Origin of the sequence: Rossellomorea sp. DA94 (assembly GCF_029834455.1) — a bacterium.
In the GTDB taxonomy this organism is placed as follows: domain Bacteria; phylum Bacillota; class Bacilli; order Bacillales; family Bacillaceae_B; genus Rossellomorea; species Rossellomorea vietnamensis.
In genome coordinates, this window is the sequence record NZ_CP122397.1 from 1,207,605 (window position 1) to 1,225,797 (window position 18,193).

Annotated in this window: 20 protein-coding genes; 13 read left to right on the plus strand and 7 right to left on the minus strand. The window is 46.7% G+C overall.

What is annotated here, in order from left to right; genetic code table 11:
* Positions 1–3: 3 nt before the first annotated feature.
* A complete protein-coding gene (locus tag P8596_RS06385) occupies positions 4–678 on the minus strand; it encodes an NAD(P)H-dependent oxidoreductase (protein WP_224520728.1) in 675 nt (224 codons plus the stop codon).
* Between the two features lie 170 nt (positions 679–848).
* Here P8596_RS06385 and P8596_RS06390 point away from each other — a divergent pair, with 170 nt between their 5' ends.
* From P8596_RS06390 to P8596_RS06420, 7 genes are all read left to right on the plus strand, one after another.
* Positions 849–1,394, plus strand: coding sequence for a GNAT family N-acetyltransferase (locus P8596_RS06390; RefSeq protein ID WP_224520727.1), 546 nt, complete (start codon positions 849–851; stop codon positions 1,392–1,394).
* A 212-nt stretch (positions 1,395–1,606) separates the two neighbouring features.
* Positions 1,607–1,858, plus strand: a complete 252-nt coding sequence (locus P8596_RS06395) for a FeoA family protein (RefSeq protein ID WP_034762401.1) — start codon at positions 1,607–1,609, stop codon at positions 1,856–1,858.
* Positions 1,859–1,860: 2 nt separating this feature from the next.
* Positions 1,861–2,586 (plus strand): FeoB small GTPase domain-containing protein, encoded by a 726-nt coding sequence (locus P8596_RS06400; RefSeq protein ID WP_224520726.1) that lies wholly within the window; start codon positions 1,861–1,863, stop codon positions 2,584–2,586.
* Entirely contained in the window at positions 2,573–3,964 is a 1,392-nt protein-coding gene (locus P8596_RS06405; protein ID WP_224521135.1) for a nucleoside recognition domain-containing protein, read from the plus strand. The genes P8596_RS06400 and P8596_RS06405 overlap by 14 nt, the downstream gene beginning before the upstream one ends.
* A 107-nt stretch (positions 3,965–4,071) precedes the next feature.
* The gene (locus P8596_RS06410; protein WP_224520725.1) at positions 4,072–4,680 is read left to right on the plus strand and encodes a methyltransferase; all 609 of its coding nucleotides are present in this window, start codon (positions 4,072–4,074) and stop codon (positions 4,678–4,680) included.
* Between the two features lie 74 nt (positions 4,681–4,754).
* Complete coding sequence (locus tag P8596_RS06415) at positions 4,755–5,672, plus strand: ketopantoate reductase family protein (RefSeq protein WP_279726366.1); 918 nt, start codon at positions 4,755–4,757, stop codon at positions 5,670–5,672.
* 228 nt (positions 5,673–5,900) lie between these two features.
* A complete protein-coding gene (locus P8596_RS06420) occupies positions 5,901–6,062 on the plus strand; it encodes a hypothetical protein (RefSeq protein ID WP_224520723.1) in 162 nt (53 codons plus the stop codon).
* Between the two features lie 70 nt (positions 6,063–6,132).
* Here the strand turns inward: P8596_RS06420 and P8596_RS06425 are convergent, their stop codons facing one another.
* From P8596_RS06425 to P8596_RS06450, 6 genes are all read right to left on the minus strand, one after another.
* Entirely contained in the window at positions 6,133–7,452 is a 1,320-nt protein-coding gene (locus tag P8596_RS06425; RefSeq protein WP_224520722.1) for a (Fe-S)-binding protein, read from the minus strand.
* Entirely contained in the window at positions 7,449–8,861 is a 1,413-nt protein-coding gene (gene glcD, locus P8596_RS06430; protein WP_224520721.1) for a glycolate oxidase subunit GlcD, read from the minus strand. Before glcD ends, P8596_RS06425 begins: the two co-directional genes overlap by 4 nt.
* Before the next feature lie 99 nt (positions 8,862–8,960).
* Positions 8,961–10,127 (minus strand): anhydro-N-acetylmuramic acid kinase AnmK, encoded by a 1,167-nt coding sequence (gene anmK / locus P8596_RS06435; protein ID WP_481900321.1) that lies wholly within the window; start codon positions 10,125–10,127, stop codon positions 8,961–8,963.
* On the minus strand, positions 10,120–11,031 hold the full coding sequence (locus P8596_RS06440; protein WP_279726369.1) for a BadF/BadG/BcrA/BcrD ATPase family protein: 912 nt from the start codon (positions 11,029–11,031) through the stop codon (positions 10,120–10,122). The genes anmK and P8596_RS06440 overlap by 8 nt, the downstream gene beginning before the upstream one ends.
* A gap of 3 nt (positions 11,032–11,034) precedes the next feature.
* On the minus strand, positions 11,035–12,132 hold the full coding sequence (locus P8596_RS06445; RefSeq protein ID WP_279726370.1) for a DUF871 domain-containing protein: 1,098 nt from the start codon (positions 12,130–12,132) through the stop codon (positions 11,035–11,037).
* Positions 12,133–12,144: 12 nt separating this feature from the next.
* The gene (locus tag P8596_RS06450; RefSeq protein WP_061809518.1) at positions 12,145–12,483 is read right to left on the minus strand and encodes a PTS lactose/cellobiose transporter subunit IIA; all 339 of its coding nucleotides are present in this window, start codon (positions 12,481–12,483) and stop codon (positions 12,145–12,147) included.
* A gap of 159 nt (positions 12,484–12,642) precedes the next feature.
* Between P8596_RS06450 and P8596_RS06455 the strand changes: the two genes are divergently transcribed.
* The 6 genes from P8596_RS06455 (at position 12,643) to P8596_RS06480 (ending at position 18,175) form a co-directional block, all read left to right on the plus strand.
* A complete protein-coding gene (locus P8596_RS06455) occupies positions 12,643–13,509 on the plus strand; it encodes a MurR/RpiR family transcriptional regulator (protein ID WP_159361600.1) in 867 nt (288 codons plus the stop codon).
* Positions 13,510–13,511: 2 nt separating this feature from the next.
* Complete coding sequence (locus P8596_RS06460) at positions 13,512–13,817, plus strand: PTS sugar transporter subunit IIB (protein ID WP_229593458.1); 306 nt, start codon at positions 13,512–13,514, stop codon at positions 13,815–13,817.
* Between the two features lie 27 nt (positions 13,818–13,844).
* Positions 13,845–15,125, plus strand: a complete 1,281-nt coding sequence (locus P8596_RS06465) for a PTS sugar transporter subunit IIC (RefSeq protein WP_079531141.1) — start codon at positions 13,845–13,847, stop codon at positions 15,123–15,125.
* A 200-nt stretch (positions 15,126–15,325) separates the two neighbouring features.
* The gene (locus tag P8596_RS06470) at positions 15,326–15,616 is read left to right on the plus strand and encodes a hypothetical protein (RefSeq protein ID WP_224520714.1); all 291 of its coding nucleotides are present in this window, start codon (positions 15,326–15,328) and stop codon (positions 15,614–15,616) included.
* A 15-nt stretch (positions 15,617–15,631) separates the two neighbouring features.
* Complete coding sequence (locus P8596_RS06475) at positions 15,632–16,963, plus strand: 6-phospho-beta-glucosidase (protein WP_279726372.1); 1,332 nt, start codon at positions 15,632–15,634, stop codon at positions 16,961–16,963.
* A 297-nt stretch (positions 16,964–17,260) separates the two neighbouring features.
* Complete coding sequence (locus P8596_RS06480; RefSeq protein ID WP_254653716.1) at positions 17,261–18,175, plus strand: DMT family transporter; 915 nt, start codon at positions 17,261–17,263, stop codon at positions 18,173–18,175.
* Positions 18,176–18,193 lie beyond the last annotated feature (18 nt).

Here is an 18,193-nt window from a genome sequence, read left to right on the forward strand (position 1 = left end):
TATTTATACGAACTTCACGATATCCTCAAATGGTCGACGGGATTTCGGTGCTGGATCCTTGACCCGGTAACCGAAAGCCACCATGACGGAAATGCCGAAGTGACCGTCTTCAAGCAGGCCTTCTTCATTCAGTAATGTATTCATCTTCTCAACATCAAATCCTTCGATCGGGCAGGAATCTACACCAATCTGGGCAGCGGCGGTCATCATATTGCCAAGGGCAATATACGTCTGCTTTCCGGCCCAGTCGTATAGAGGACGGTCTCCTTCAAGTAAATCGAAATCAACCTTCTGGAACTGTTCGATCCGTTCTAAATACTTTGCCAAATGATCTTCAGGCATCTTCTTCTTATTTTTGAAATGATCCTGTAAATAGTCTGAATCGTACTTGGTATCTTTCTTGGTCCTTGCAAGGATCACGACGAAATGACTGGCTTCCGGAAGTTTTCCGTAGGCTCCCCACGCGGTGTTCTTGATCTTTTCCCTCAGTTCAGGATTTTGGATGACCACAAATCTCCATGGTTCGAACCCGAATGAGCTCGGTGACAATCTCCCCGTTTCCATAATGAACCTGAAGTCGTCATCGGAAACCTTCTTGTCCGGATCGAATTCCTTGGTGGCATGTCTGAAATGGTAAGCATCAAGTATGTCTTGCTTGATCTGGTCTTTTGTAGACATTGAATATTCACTCCTTAATCCATTAATTCCAACATGTTTAACTTACCACAAGTTCAGGAGGTTAATCATGTGATGTGTTTGGTGGAACTTTTTTCGATATGGTGAAACAAATGGTTCATTGTATCCGTAAATAAGGAAAAGAGTTGATTATACATGGGAGGGAAGAGAGGTTGAATACTATTGAAATAAGAACAGTTTCAGAATTTGATCTAAACGGCAACATTCAAGATCACTTGCAACGGTTATTATGTGAGTGCTTCGGTGGGGATTATCCTGTGAACAGGATCTATTTCAAACAGAAACCTCACTTAAGATTTCTGGCATACAAAGAGGATCGTTTGGTTGGGCAGATTGCATGTGATTATCGGGTGATGAATCTGAATGGAAAGCCTATAAATGTGTTAAGCCTTATAGATGTGTGTGTTTCATCCAATATGCGTTCCAAGGGGATCGGATCTCACTTATTGAAAAAAACGGATGAATTTTGTCATGATCGGGACATTGACCATATTGTGTTATTCGCTGATGACCCTGATTTATATGAACGAAACGGGTTCCAAAGGGTACAGAATCGATGCAAGTGGTTAAAGATCAACGATAAGAATCAAACGACATACGGGATCGGACATGAAGTCATCAATGAACTCATGGTTAAAGCGGTTGGTGAGAAAGGTTGGGAAGAGGGAGAGCTTGATCTAATGGGGTATCTTGGTTAATAAGTGCTTTCCATATGTCTGTTTCAAAAAGGGGTATCTGGCTGCCAGATGCTTCTTTTTTTATGTCATAAATGGACGTCCACTTAAAAAATCTATAAAAATATGAAACTTTGTTTGACATTTTTGGGGTGAAGGGAATAAGATGAACATATAATTTGCACAAGGGAAACTTTTTAATATAAAGACAATATAATTTACCGGAGGAATGAAATGTGTCCGAAGTCAAGAAGCTGCTTCTTTCAGAATGTAAACCAGGTGACCGCGTTCTTATAACATCACTATCATTAGAAGGTACCATGAGAAGAAGATTATTGGATTTAGGGTTTGTAAGGGGGTCCGAGGTAGCGGTCGTTCAAAAAAGTCCACTGGGAGATCCGATGGCTTTTCGAGTCAGTGACACCACGATTGCCCTTCGTAAAGAAGAAAGTTCAAGGATTCATGTTGAGAAAATAGGAGGTGCGTAAAGATGGAATCATACAGAATTGCTCTTGCAGGAAATCCGAATACCGGGAAAAGTACCTTATTCAATCTGTTGACAGGTTTAAGGCAGCACACAGGGAACTGGCCGGGGAAAACGGTCATTCACGCAGAAGGAGAGTTCAATCACAAGGATACGGATTTCACTATCGTCGATTTACCGGGGACGTACTCTCTTTATTCCAATTCAGCGGATGAAGAAGTGGCCCGGGATTATATCATTTTTGATAAACCGGATGTGACGCTGGTGGTACTGGACGCAACGTCCCTTGAGAGAAACATGAACCTCGCCCTTCAAGTGATGGAAATGACGGATCGAGTGATCGTAGCCCTCAATTTGATGGATGAAGCGAAGAAAAAAGGCATCGAAGTCAACAGTGAAGCACTAAGCAAAAAACTGGGCGTACCGGTTGTAAAGATATCGGCAAGAAATAAAACGGGCATCAAGGAGTTATTGGATATCGTACACAAAATGGCCCAAGGGAATGTACCGACCACTCCATACCGCATGACCTATTCAGAGGATATCGAAGCAAAAATAGAAGAGCTTTCTCCAAAAGTACGCCAAATGATCGGGGATGAGTTTCCGATTCGCTGGATTTCCCTGCGATTATTGGATGGAGACGAAAGCATACTCAACTCGTTGAATGATTATTTCCGGAGGGAACGAAAGAGAGGAGGAATTTCCAATGTCTCAGTCAATGCAACCACATAATGGTGATCAGGGCCTTGCGTTTTTATTCAATCATGCGAAAGGGATGTCGAGTGACAACCTGCGGGATGAAATTGTAGAAAACATTTATTCGACGAGCAGAGGGATTTGCAAAGAAGTCGTAAAATACAAAAACAAAGAACGGATCCATTCTGAAAAGCTGGATAAAGTGCTGACTTCACCTATTTGGGGATTCCCCATCATGCTTGCCATGCTTGGAGCGGTTTTTTATCTGACGATTGCGGGGGCGAATATCCCATCCAGCATGCTTGCGGAAGGATTTGCCTGGATGGAAGGGAAGCTGACCCTGCTCTTTAACGCCATGAATGCACCAGCATGGCTTCACGGTGTGCTCGTTCTGGGTTTTTTCAGGGGTACCGGATGGGTGATCAGCGTCATGCTTCCTCCGATGGCCATTTTCTTCCCGGCTTTTGCTCTTCTGGAGAATTACGGGTATTTACCCCGTGTCGCCTTCAATATGGATCGCCTGTTTAAGAAAGCGGGGGGCCACGGAAAGCAATCCCTGACGATGGCGATGGGCTTTGGATGTAATGCTGCTGCCATCATGTCGACGCGTATCATCGAATCACCGAGAGAACGGATGCTGGCCATCCTGACGAATAACTTTGTTCCTTGTAATGGTCGCTGGCCGACTCTGATCCTTCTTGCTTCCCTGTTCATGGCGGCCGGGTATGCCGGTGGGATGGCGTCCCTCGTGACTGCAGGAATGGTCATGACCATGGTATTGATCGGAATTGTCGTGACCATTACGGTTTCATGGGTGCTATCGAAAACAGCCCTTAGAGGCGTTCCGACTCATTACACGCTTGAGTTACCGCCATACCGCCGTCCGAAAATCTGGAGTACCGTATTGCGCTCGAGTAAAGATAAGTCCTGGTATGTGTTAAAAAGAGCGGTGATCGTTGCCGCACCAGCATCGATCATCACGTGGATCATTGCCAACATCAATATCGGTGACACGAGCATCCTCATGCATTTTGTACAGTTCCTTGATCCGTTCGGGCAGGCACTCGGTATGGATGGTTTCATCCTGGCCGCCTTCATTATCGGGCTGCCTGCCAACGAAATTGTGGTGCCGATCCTGATCATGGCCTATCTTTCTCAAGGGGCTATGCTTGAACTGGATGATCTGACCGAGTTAAAAGCTGTTTTCGTCAGTCATGGGTGGACGTGGTTAACGGCGCTGAATATGATGCTCTTTTCATTGCTCCATTTCCCTTGCGGCACGACGCTTGTGAATATCTACAAGGAAACGAAAAGCAAGAAATGGACGTTCCTGTCCTTTGCGATTCCGACAGCGATTGCGATCGGGGTCACATTCCTGGTAGCAACGATTGTTAGGGCATTGGGCTGGGTATAAGACATATGAAAGCAAATCCTATTAAAGGGGTTTGCTTTTTTATGTCTGAAAGGAATCGTGGTACGATGGAAGAGCATATATATGGCAGGTTCCATAAGGAGAGCAGAATGAACGAACATGATTACGATACATTACTGAATATCAAAACGGGCGATCGTCAAATAGGCTTCCACAGATCCTTTCATTATCATCGGTATGAACCGACTCCTTACGCGGCATTAGAGGAATTATTTCGGCAGTATGAACTGGAAAGCAGTGATCGGGTAGTGGATTTCGGATGTGGGAAAGGCCGCTTGAACTTCTTCGTTCATCATCTTTTTCAATCGACTGTCATCGGTGTCGAAATGAACGACGAGTTTTACGGTGATTGTATGAGGAATCTTGCGACCTACCGCGAGAAAACAAAAATCAGGAACGATGCGATTTCCTTTCGCCATTGCCTGGCTGAGGACTATGAGATAAACCCGGCAGACAACCGTTTCTACTTTTTCAATCCCTTTTCAGTTCAAATTTTTATTAAAGTCATCAATCATATTCTATTATCAGTAGAATCCTTTCCACGTGATATCGAGCTTCTTCTGTACTACAGCTCGGATGATTATGTTCATTTCCTGGAGGATCATCCATTATTTCAGCTGCGAAAAGAAGTTGTGTTAACAGGGGAGTTCGCGAAGAACGAATATGAGCGGTTTCTGGTTTATGGGTTAATGTACTGATCAGAACTTTTGATTTATCCGCTTTCATATTGGAGAATGTAATAGAAGATCTAACAGGAATGGAGGCGGATGGAATGAGAATATTGGTTGTAGGAGCAGGGGCCGTCGGAGGATACTTTGGAGGCAGATTGGCAGAGAAAGGTGAGGACGTCACGTTTCTCGTACGGGATAAAAGGGAACATCAGCTGAAGGAGCATGGACTTCATATCGAGAGCGTTCATGGCGATCATCACTTTCAGCCGAAGACCCTTAAGGCAGAAGAAAAAGCAGAGCCCTTTGACGTTGTCATTTTATCCACCAAAGCGTATCACCTAAAAGGGGCCATCGATAGTCTAAGCCCGTTTGTAGGGGAGAACACTATGATTCTTCCATTGTTAAACGGGATGTCACACGTCGATGACCTGATTGAGGCCTTCGGGGAAGAAAAGGTGATAGGTGGCTTATGCTTTGTCGAGTCCACACTCGATGGTTCAGGTAAAGTCATTCAGACAAGCCCTATCCATGACCTGGTGTTTGGAGAAAGGAATGGAGATCGGACGGACCGGATCATCAGACTGGAAGAAGCTTTTTCTGGAACGAAAGCGAACTTCCGATTATCCGATGCCATCGAGCAGGAAATGTGGCATAAATATCTCTTCATCACCACCCTTTCAGGAGTTACATCCCTCTATCGTGCCCCGATCGGTCCGATCCGGGAGACCGCTGAAGGAGAGGGGCGGATCAAGACGGTCCTTTCTCAGGCAGCGATGGTCATGAGGAAGTTGGAGGCGCCACTTGCAGAAAAGATTGAAGACGCTCTTTACGATAAAATCAGCGGGATGGGCTACAGCATGAAATCTTCCCTGCAACGTGATATGGAGAAGAATTTATCAGTGGAGGCCGATCATTTATACGGTTATTTACTGGACGCTGCTGGGAGTCAGGAAGTAGAGGTCCCTGATTTACGGTTGATACATGGGAATTTGAAGATTTATGAGATTGCGAGTCAATGAGAATGGGAGACATCGGATGCCTGTTGGGGGTGTCCGGTGTTTTTTTGATGGGTGGGGGTGGGTTCAGCGGGTGAATAAGTGGAAGAATTCAGTTGCTGAAAATTCTTGATCAGTCAGCAGCTGAATCAAAACCTCAAAATCTCCTGCTCAAAAAACAAAAAAGAATCCTTCCCTCATCTCAATCGTATATACCAATAGAACTTACTCTACTCATAAAGGAGGCCTCCCATGAACAGACTCATCACAATCAGCGCTGTACTCGTCGCCATCGCCACCATCATCATCTGGCTCACAACCAATGTCACCAATGCCCTCACACTGCTTGCAGCCTATGGAATCATCCTATCCTTTCTCGTCTACTTTACTTTCTTTAAAATCAAAAAAAGATAAAAATCGAGGGACGGACCTCCAATCATCTCTTTTGCGGAAGCAAAAGGATGGTTGAGGAGGTCCGTCCCTCTCAGTCGACTGCTTCTAATAGGAAGTCGACGATGTGGATGGCTCGCATTTTATCTGATAGGCCTTCCCGTTCGATGCCAAGCTTCATTTGGAGGAGGCAGCCCGGGTTGGAAGTGATGATGGTAGTGGCCCGGGTGTCTTCGACGTTTTCCATTTTATGATCGAGGATCTTCATGGACATGTCGGATTCGACGATATTATAAATTCCTGCAGATCCGCAGCAGTGGTCGGCTTGTTTCATCTCGACGTAATCGGCCCCTTCCACGGATTGAAGGAGTACCCTTGGTTCCAAGAAGGTTCTCTGAACGTTTCTTAAGTGACAGGAATCCTGGTACGTGATCCGTTGTGGTGCCACATTCAATGTCTTTTTATGAAACTCCAATTCTACCAGAATCGAAGAGATATCCTTGATCTTCTCTTTGAATATGACGGCGCGTTCTTTCCACTCGGGATCGTCTTTCAGCAGGTGATCATAATCAACGAGAAAGGCCCCACATCCCCCTGCGTTGGTGATGATGTAATCGACGCCTTCATCTTCAAATGCCTCAATGTTCCGTTTGGCCAGCTCTTTCGCTGCATCCTTCTCTCCGCTGTGTCCATGCAAAGCCCCACAGCAGGTTTGCGTCTTTGGAATGACGATGTCACAGCCTGCCAGTTGAAGGAGTTTCGTTGTGGCCTTATTTGTTTCCAGAAACATCGTATCCATCAAGCAGCCGGAAAAGAAAGCGACTTTTTTACGGACCTCACCAATCGAGGAAAGGGAAGTCGGGCGTTCCTTCATCTCTTTCAATCTAGGAACTTGAGGCAGGACGAGTTCCATCGTGGCCATGCTTTCCGGGAACAGCTTCATCACTCCCGTGGTGTGGACAGCCTTCTGTAAACCGGAACGCTGATAGATTCCGAGAAGGTTCGTGACCATCCTCATTCGATCAGGATGGGGAAACAACCCTTCAAAAACGGTCTTCCTGACAATTCGGGCGGGAAAGGAGTGTTTTTTATTTTGATTGATGATATCCCTGGCTTCCTCGAGTAAGTGTCCATAATTAACGCCAGAAGGGCAGACAGGTTCACATGCCCTGCATCCGAGGCACAGATCCAGAGTACGCTCAACTTCTTCATCGGGCTCGATCACACCATCGACGACGGCCTTCATCAAGGCGATGCGCCCGCGTGGGGAGTGTGATTCCTTAAACCCCGATTCGATATAGGTAGGGCAGGAGGGTAGACAGAATCCGCATCTCATGCAATTCAATAGTTCATCTTCATTCATACGTGTTTTGAACTCTTGTTGTATCTTTTGTTTTTCCTGGACGGTCGTCATCTTGAAATCACCACACGTTTTCTTGATTCTTTCGCAAATACTTTATTCGGATTCATGATGTTATTGGGATCGAAGGATTGCTTGATCATTTTCATGGCGTTGATTCCTTCAGCACCAAGTTTCCATTCGAGATAAGGGGCCTTCATCATGCCGACCCCGTGTTCACCCGTAATGGTGCCGCCCAATTCAATGGCATGAGCGAAGATTTCTTCAAAGGCCGCTTCGACCCGCTCCATTTCATCTTTGTCCCTGGCATCTGTCGCGACGGTCGGGTGAAGGTTTCCGTCTCCTGCATGTCCAAAGGTGCAAATCTTCACCCCATGACGTTCGGCTATATCATTGATCGCTTTCACCATCTTGGCAATTTCGGAACGTGGTACCGTCGCATCTTCCAAGATTGTCGTCGGCTTTAGTCTGGCAAGAGCCGAGAGGGCAGAACGCCGGGCAGTGCGAAGGGCATCTGCTTCGATATCCGTTTTTGCGAGTTGGACGGATACGGCATCGTTTTCGACACACACTTCTTCGATGCGCTTCATATCTCGTGCCACCACTTCAGGAGGACCATCCTGTTCAATCAGCAGGACGGCTTTCACATCGGTAGGCAGGCCGATTTTGGCAAAATCCTCTACCACTTCCAATGTAGGCTGGTCCAGAAATTCCAAGGTAGTCGGAATGATCCGATTCGAGATGATGCTCGACACACTTTTAGCAGCTGCTTCTATGTCCTGATAAAGGGCAAGCATCGTCTGTTTCGTCTCTGGCATGGGAACGAGCTTTAATGTCGCTTCCGTGATGACACAAAGGGTCCCTTCCGACCCCACAAACAGGCGGGTCAAGTCATACCCGGCCACATCTTTTGCGAGTTTCCCGCCGGTCCGGATGATATCACCATTTGGGAGCACCGCTTCAAGGGCTAGTACATAATCCCGGGTGACGCCATATTTCAACCCTCTCAAGCCACCGGAGTTTTCATTGATATTCCCTCCGATGGTGGAGATTTTCATGGAGCTCGGGTCTGGAGGGTAGAAGAGTCCCTTGGCTTCAACGGCGTGAATCAAATCAAGTGTAACAACCCCAGGCTGGACGGTGATCGTTAAATTTTCTTCATCCAATTCGAGGATGTTGTTCATATGGGTGAAAAGTAGAACAAGTCCGCCTTCAGTTGGGCACGTACCGGCACAAAGATTTGTTCCTGAGCCCCGCGGGACAATCGGGATGCCATGTTCATTGCAGATCTTCACGATTGCCGATACTTCCCCCGTTGACCTGGGAACGATGATGGCATCGGGCATGGATTGATAGTTGGGTGTTGCATCATAGGAATAGACAAGTTTTTCAGCAGGGGTATCACGGTAGTTGTCTTCACCGACGATGCTGACGAGCTGATTCTTGATATCAGGGGTGATCATAGTGGTTTCCACCTTTATTAGCGATTTTTTCAAAGTTGTTCATAAAATGACTAGAGAGACGGTACCCGACTGGGGTCAAGGTCCGTCCCTCCTGATACATTATGTTGTGATGATGGGGCTTGGTGTGATCGACCCGAGGATGACGGGTTTTTTCGCTCCGGTTGCCCCAGGGACGTTGCCTGGTTTGCCGTGTAGCGTTTCGTTGGCTAATAGTGCAAAGGCAATCGCTTCCTTGGCATCGGAGGAGTATCCGATATCTTCCTGAATGAGGATTGTCACTTCAGGGAGAAGTTCCTTCATCATTTGGAGAAGGGTCCCGTTATAGCTTCCCCCGCCACCGATGATGACTTCATTGATCGGATGCCGAGGGAAGACGAATGTTTTATAAGCATCCGAAATGGATTGGGCGGTAAAGTAGGTTGCCGTCGAAATCAAATCTTCTTTCGGGATATCGCTGTGTTCCCGAAGGATACGGTTCACGAATACTTCACCAAACAGTTCCCTGCCGGTGGACTTGGGAGGCGCTTTCTGAAAGAAATCCTTTTCCCACTCCATCCATTTCCGTGCTGCTTCAGGGTGAACCGTTCCCCTGGCGGCAATCGATCCATCCTCGTCATAAGACAAGCCGAATAACTTCCCGCACAGTCCATCGATCACCATATTCCCGGGACCTGTGTCAAAAGCAAACACCTCTTCAAGGGAGCAGTCTTTCGGCAGGACGGTCACATTCCCGATTCCCCCGATGTTCTGGAGGAGCCTGCCCCCATCCTTTTTCCGGTAGAGCAGGAACTCTGTATAAGGGACAAGGGGTGCCCCTTCTCCTCCTGCAGCCATATCCATGGAACGGAAATTGGATACCACCTGTGTGTGAGTCCTGTAGGCAATCACGCTCGGTTCTCCGATTTGAAGAGTGGAAGCAACCGAATCTTCCGTATGAAAGGGCTGATGATAGACCGTTTGTCCATGTGATCCGATAAAGCTGAGATCGTCAACAGAGATGCCTGCCTCCGCACATACTTTCTCTACGGCATCGGCGTATACGTCTCCAAGCTCAAAATGCAGGCTGGATAAAAGAGGGGTGGAAGAATGATCAAGACTCATGACATCGAAGATTTTCTTTTTCACCGGTTGTGAAAAGGGCGTAGTTGAATACTGGACAAGCTCCACCACGGTATCCGTCCCTGCTCCTTCAATGGAAACAAGAGCGGCATCCACTGCGTCAACGGACGTGCCGGACATCAGTCCGACTGCTAAACGCTTAGTCATATACATACCTCCCCATTTGTATCGCTTCAATCATCTCCACTGCGCCTGTTGCAGGGGAAGTGGAATCAGTGATGAAACTCGGTTCGTTAAACCGTTTTGAAATCGTTTCTTTAAAAATGGATTGAACAACCGGATTGTGTTCAAGCACACTGCCTTTTAATGCGATCACAGGATGTGATTCAAGGTGTAACTTCTCGATTAATGCGATAGTCTGCCCGGCAAGGAGTTCGCCTGCTCTCTTTAATAAATGAAGGGAATATTCATCCCCTGCCTGTGCTTCCTCGTGAATCACTTTCGCAAGCCGGGCAATCTCCCCTTTGGAGGAAGAATAGATGAATCCTTTCAATCCTTGAGCGTCAGTAGCGTTGATGTTTTTCAGTATACTCTGGGAAAGGGGAGAGAGCGGGAGTCCTGAGTCCATTTCCCTGACGATCCTTTTGCTCGCTTCGATGGCAATATGGTAGGCACTGCCCTCGTCTCCAAGTAAGTGGCCCCAGCCCCCGGTTGTTCCTTCTCTTTTTCCGTTCCTTCCGTAACAAATCGATCCCGTGCCCGCGATCGTCATCACACCATTCCGATTACCGATCAAACTGAAATAGGCAAGAGTGGCATCGTTTATAAGAATGATGGGAAGGGAAGTCATCCTGCTCAATTCTGACTGAATCCTTTGTGATAGATTTCCCGACCCTCCGCCTGCCATCCCGATCACAATATGTGTGGCCGCTTCTCTAGTATGGTTCAGGCATTGTTGAACGACAGATGAGAGGTTCTGCAATGCTTCCTCATACGAGACGGACGGATTCCCGTGTCCGGATAAACTTTGGAAAAGGATATTTTTCTCCATATCCATGACAAGTCCCTGAACCTTCGTTCCGCCTGCATCGATTCCTATTATTCTAGTCATCTCTTAAACCTTCTCACGTGGCTGGAAGGCAAATTTGCCCCAAGGGTTCAGATAATCCAACAGGAATATTTCTTCTTCACGGATCCTGCCCACCACGTTCGTCTTACCGGAGTTCTCCATATCCTTGAGGGCAATCTGAAGTTCTCCCGCGTATTGGGCATACAGGTCGTTTTCAATGATAATGTCTCCACGCTTGATGTCGACGTTGTTATGGGGCGCAAATTCTCTACCTCTGTATTTGACGCGGCTTTGAGTGGAACGGATCATATAATCCGATACATCTCCACGGTAAAAATGAGGTTCTTCAAAGATGATCGTTTTCTCTAGGTCCGTTGTCGTCTCATGGGTTTCGACGCTGAAAGTGAGCTTCGATGTATTCAGTTCACTAAGCAGCTGCATCTCACGTTCTGATGCATAAGCATTGCTGATGATGACGTCGTCGATCAATCCAGTGGCAAACAGATGCTTCGCCTGCACATCAATAGGAAGGGATCGGTGCATCTCCAGTGTTGGCAATCCTTCCGTGACGGGCCATGGACCGAATGTGGCATCCGCGGAAGACACAAAGGCTGCCGTTCTCATGCCGAAATCTTTGAATTTCTTGCTGCATTCGATAAAGAAAGGATAAGATAAACCGGAGTAGCGGTGCGGATAGAAGTTATGGCACCCTAATAATTGATCCTTATTGGGCTGATACGTCATGATGTTATCGATGTATTTCGTGGCATTGCTCATGTTCAATTCGATTTTCAAATCATAAGGGTTATATGACATCATGGATTCCTCATGACCGGTATATCCGAGGTCAAGGCGGATACCGTGAGCACCCAGGTCGGCGAAAAAGGATAGATCATCGTAAGAAATATCCAGCTCTTTGAAAATACGTGGGCTGATGTCTGCGATGACCTCCATATTTTTCTCACGGGCAAACTTGATCGTATCTTTGAAGTTCGCAATGATGCCTTCCTTGTCTCCTTCAACGGATAATAAGCAGGTAAACACACGTTGAAATCCGTAAGAAGCGGCAAGGGCCAAATACTCTTTATCTTTTTCAGTTACAGAATGATTCGGATAGATTGAAACTCCCAGTCTTTTACTCATCGTGACTCCTCCTTAATTCGATTGGTTTTCGAGTGCATGGATTCTCTTTAACATAGGAATCATTTGTTCAATTAATGAGATTTCACTGATCGACGTCATCAAGTGATCCTGTGCATGAATCATAAGAAGTGATTTTTCAAATTCTTCCCCGTTGATTTCGGCCTGTATCAGGCTTGTTTGCGTCTTATGGGCTTTATTCAGTTCGTCATGGGCGTTCTTTATCATCTCTTCCGCCTCATCGAATTTTCCTTCATGGGCTTTAGCAAGGGCTTCATAAGCCGTACTCTTCGCATTCCCACCGTTTGATATAATCTCAAATATTTCCATTTCCACGTTGCGGATCTCTGCCATCGTGTATTCCTCCCTGAACCTTTTTAGAACTCTTTTCTACTAATTTTGTAAAATAAAAGTTTAAATATTTTAAAATAATATTGAAATTTAATTTCATTATCGCATATAATCATATTAAACTGAAAGCCTTTTCAAGACAATCATTTTTTGGAGGTGACCATGACAGAATTTCAGGTTTTAAAACACATCAAAAGTCAGATGGAGAGCTTTACCCCGTCTGAAATAGCGGTTGCTCAATATGTGCTCGAATTTCCGGAGAAAGTGATGGAGATGACCACAAAGCAACTATCACACTCATGCGGCAGCAGTGAAGCCGCCATCATCCGGTTCTGCAAACGGATCGGGATCAACAGTTTCAGCGGCTTGAAGATCGAGCTCGCAAAAAGCACGAACATCGAAGAAACGAAGAGTCATGATATCAATACACTCCTGTCCTTTGAAGACAATCTTGAGACCGTCTTCAATAAAGTATTGGTCAATACCTATCAAGCCATCAAGAATACGGAAAAGCTTTTTTCCATTGATGAACTCGGTAGAGCGGTCAATGCGTTTCATGAAGCCGAAAGAGTCTATCTGTACGGAGTGGGGGGTTCCGCAGTGGTAGCGGAAGATTTCACCCAGAAGCTGTTGAGATTGAACTACCTGGCGTTTCAGGCAAGTGATATCCATGTCCAGATGATGATGGCAGCGAACTTAACAGAAAGAGACGTTCTCTTCGTCGTTTCAACATCCGGTCAGACAAAAGAAATTTTGAAGCTGATGAATGTCGCACAGGAAAAGGGAGCCACAATCGTACTCCTGACACAGCACGGTAAATCACCGGCAAGAAAGCTCGCCGATATCGTACTGACGATTTCTGAGGAGGAACATAATATCCGAATCGGTACCATGACGGCAAGAATTGCTCAACTCGTCGTGATCGACGCTTTATTCGTGGCATTATGCATGAAAAAAGGACATGGCGTTTACGAGCAAATTATTCATACACATGAAGTGGTTCAGCGAATGAAAGAGGAGGAGGAGTAGGGATGAAAGTATTATTTGTATGCTCTGGTGGAATGTCCAGTGCGATCGTCGTAAATGCCCTGAAAAAAGAAGGAACAAAAGAGGGGCTCGAAATGGAAGTCCATGCAATCGGAACTGGGGAAGTATCCGAGGAAATCTCTAAGGGATGGGATGTATGTATGGTAGCACCTCAGATCAGACACCGATTTGATCAAGTGAAGAAAGCCGCCGATGAGGCCAATGTTCCATGCGGCCCGATTCCGCCACAGGCTTATACGCCTTTAGGTGGGCCGACTTTACTGAAAACAGTAAAAGAATTAGCAAACTAATTTAATAGGAAACAAGGGGGTAGTAACATGCAAACGTTTGTGAACTTTCTGGAGAATAATTTGTCAGGTCCAATGGCCAGACTCTCTGAACAAAGGCATTTGCAAGCAATCCGGGATGGGGTTATTTCAGCACTGCCATTTATTATCGTCGGTTCATTCTTTCTGATCTTAGCGTTTCCGCCACTGCCTGACGCATGGATATTCGGGGACATCAAACAGTGGGCAGCAGACAATATTGTCGATATCCTGATTCCGTACCGTCTGACCATGTTCATCATGTCACTCTATGTGGCATTCGGGATTGGATACAATCTCTCGAAAAGCTATAAGCTGGATCCATTATCCGGCGCACAGATCTCAGTCGCGGCACTTCTATTGACCATCACACCGAAAGTAATGGACGGAGAAGGTTGGGTCCTTCCAATGACCAACCTCGGTGGGCAGGGATTATTCGTTTCCATGGTCGTCTCAATCCTGGCCGTTGAAATCCTGCGTTTCTGTAAGACGAAGAACATCACGATCAAAATGCCAGAGCAAGTACCGGCATCCGTTTCACGAAGCTTTGAAGCACTTATACCTGTAGCAATCGTTATTTTATTGATATCATCCGTTACTGTCTTAGCAGGGGTAGATCTGCATAAGTTGGTCGGTGTCGCGGTCGCACCATTGGTCACTGCCGGCGACAGCATATTCGGGGTATTGGTTCCGGTATTCCTGATCGATTTCTTCTGGTCATTCGGGATCCACGGAGTATCCGTTGTCGGAACCGTGGCCCGTCCACTATGGGAAGTATTCCTTGTGAACAACGCTGACGCGGTTGCAAGCGGGCAAGCGATCCCGCATATCGCCCCGGAAACGTTCTACCAATGGTTCATCTGGATCGGTGGATCAGGAGCCACGCTTGGATTGGTCCTGGCAATGGTCTTCTTCTCCCGTTCAAAATATTTAAAAGCACTAGGGAAAACATGTCTTGTACCGGGTCTTTTTAATATCAACGAGCCTGTCATCTTCGGTGCTCCAATCGTATTGAACCCGATCTTGATCATCCCATTCATCACTGTACCTTTGATCACAGCAACCATTTCCTATGTGGCCACCACTGTCGGTTTGGTATCTCCAACCTACATCATGCCGCCATGGACACTGCCTGCACCAATCGGCGCGTACCTTGCAACGGGTGGTGACTGGAGAGCGATCGTCATGGTTCTGATCAATATCGGAATCTCATTTGCTATCTATTTCCCATTCTTGAAAATGTACGACAAGAAAATGTTGAAGATGGAAGAGAGCGAGCAACAAGCGGCATAGAAAAGCGGAAGGGGCTCGCCCTGAGGCGACAAGCATAAGACGAGTCATCCGGAAAGGCGTCCTTTGCCTTTTTGGTGGGCTGGACTTATGACCTCGAGCCTCAAGTCCCTGGAGCTGGACAAACGTTAGCCTTTTTATAAGAAACCAGAAGTGGGAGTCCTAGGATTCCCACTTCTTTACTAGCATAAGGAGTGATGGACATGACAGAAACCGTTGTGCCAAAGAGAATCGGTTTTAAAAGTGTGTTTGTATTATTAATCTCTGTATCTATTGGGCTTTTACTTCTTTCAAAACCATTGATGAGCACGGGTCTGGCAAAGGAATGGAGTATGTTTTTGGCAACGGGCATTTCAGCTTCCATCGGGCTTTCCTACATTTTATTGAAAATTGAAGGACCGGTGGAAGATGATTCCGTTAAAAAGAAGCGGATGCTACTGGCAGTCGTGGTCAGTTTCGTGATTAGTTTTATTTTGGCTTTTGTGGCCAGGTAACTGGAGGCTCTTGCAATGAGAAAAGGAATCAAGATCGTTACGATAGGCGGGGGCTCGAGCTATACCCCTGAGTTTGTTGAAGGATTGATCAAGCGGTATGATGAACTTCCGGTTCGTGAATTGTGGCTTGTGGATATTGAAGCTGGAAGAGAGAAGCTGAATATTGTCGGGAATTTAGCGAAGCGGATGGTGAAGGAATCGGGGGTCCCCATGAAGATCCATCTTACACTGGACCGGAAAGAGGCGTTGAGGGGCGCGGACTTTGTCACGACCCAGATGAGGGTAGGGCAGCTGAAAGCCCGGATACAGGACGAGCGCCTGCCGATCAAGTATGGGATGATCGGTCAGGAAACGAATGGAGCCGGCGGACTCTTCAAGGGGATGAGGACAATACCAGTCCTTTTGGACATCTCGGAAGAAATGCAGGAGCTTTGTCCCGAGGCATGGCTGATCAATTTCACGAACCCGGCGGGTATGGTAACGGAGGCGCTGCTGCGCTACGGTTCGCACCCGAAGGTCGTAGGTGTTTGCAATCTTCCCATCAATACGAGAATGACGCTTGCAAAACTCCTCGGCGTGGACGTGGAACGCGTGCATATCGAATTTGCCGGACTCAATCATATGGTTTATGGACTGGACGTACAGGTAGACGGAGAATCCGTCTTGGGGGAAGTACTCGACATCATGAGCGATCCGGACAGGCAGGTCAGCATGAGGAATATTGCTCCACTGCCCTGGGAGCCTGAATTCATAAGGAGCCTGGGAGTCGTTCCTTGTCCATATCACCGCTATTACTACAAAACGGGTGATATTTTAGAAAAACAGCTTGAGGAATTCAAGACGGGTACGACTCGTGCGGAGGTCGTCCAGCAGTTGGAGGAAGAGCTGTTTGATTTGTATAAGGATGAAGGCTTAGCGGTTAAGCCTCCACAGCTTGAAGAGCGGGGAGGGGCCTACTACAGTGATGCAGCATGCAATCTGATATCGTCCATTTACAACAATCGCGGGGATATCCAGACTTTGAATGTACGCAATAATGGAGCAATCAGTGATTTGCCAAGGGATTCTGCCGTGGAAGTGAACTGCGTCGTGACGAAAGCGGGACCGGAGCCGATTGCTATTGGAGAACTTCCTGTGTCGGTCAGTGGACTTGTGCAACAGATCAAATCCTTTGAACGGGTGGCGGCAGAAGCATCCGTAACCGGTTCCTATGAAAAGGCACTGCTTGCCATGACCATCAATCCATTAGTGACGAGTGATGTGAAAGCGAAACAGCTGCTGGATGAAATGCTTGAGGTTCATAAAGAGTATTTGCCTCAGTTTGGTGAGCGGATGAACCAAAATTAAAGATAGAAAACGACCCGAATCATGATTTGGGTCGTTTTTTTGTGGAGAGGGGAGTGAAGGAAAGGATTTTGGTGGACTTATTTACGAGTTTGGACATTTTATTATCGACCTTCTGGATATATTATCGACTTCAACGCTTTTATTATCAACAGCTTATGAGAACTCATGAACTGTGACGGAACGGCTCCCCGGTTTTATTTTCATAACCAATCAATCCCCTGCACATTTTTCCCATGGACGAGCATACCTTGATAAAAAGAAGACGAGCTAAGAAAGGATGCACCGCCCATGATCCCGATGAAAACCAAGGCTGCCGCCTCATTATATGCCACAATGTCCATCAGTTTCTGGGGGATATCCTTCGTATCCACCAAAGCGGTGCTGGGTACGCTTGATCCCTATACGCTCCTCGTCCTCCGCTTTGGGATCGGAGCTCTGTTTCTCCTCATGCTTCTGTTGCTAAAAGGATACAGGCTCCCCATCCCTCTGAAGTATGTCCCTCACTTGATCGTTCTTGGGGTCCTCGGAGTCTTCATTCATCAAGTCATCCAGGCGACGGCACTCCTGAACATTGATGCATCGTCGGCAGGATGGATGATTTCATTTTCCCCGGTGTTCACCGTGATCCTCTCCATGATGTTCCTGCATGAAAAAATGACCATCTCCAAAGCGCTGGGCATGATCATTGCGATTACGGGTGTGCTGATGGTAACGACTGCTGGGAGCGGACAATCGATCGGATTTACTGTCAACATTGGGTATTTCCTCATGATTCTCAGTACATTGAACTGGGCGGTATACTCCGTGCTTCTGAAAAAGCTTCGCATTGAGCTTCCATCTCTCGTGATTACCTTCTATATGAGCCTGCTGGGATTCAGTCTGACCATCCCGTTTCTCATTCGCAACCGCGGCTGGGAAGGAATTTCCCAATTATCGAATGTAGAGTGGGCACACTTGATATTCCTCGGTGTATTCGTCTCGGGGATCGCGTATTGGTACTGGGCGAAGGCATTGGAAGTATTGGATGCGTCAAAGGTGTCGATGTTTCTTTACTTGGAGCCTGTCACCACTCTCATTGCAGCCATTCTTCTCCTGCACGAGAAAATTTTTCTCATAAGCATCCTGGGTGGAGTCATAATTATTATAGGAGTTGTCATTGTCAATGGTCAGATGATTTCTGTCCTTCATCGGTTTCTATGGAGGAAACGATAACATCAGGGGGGATCCGCA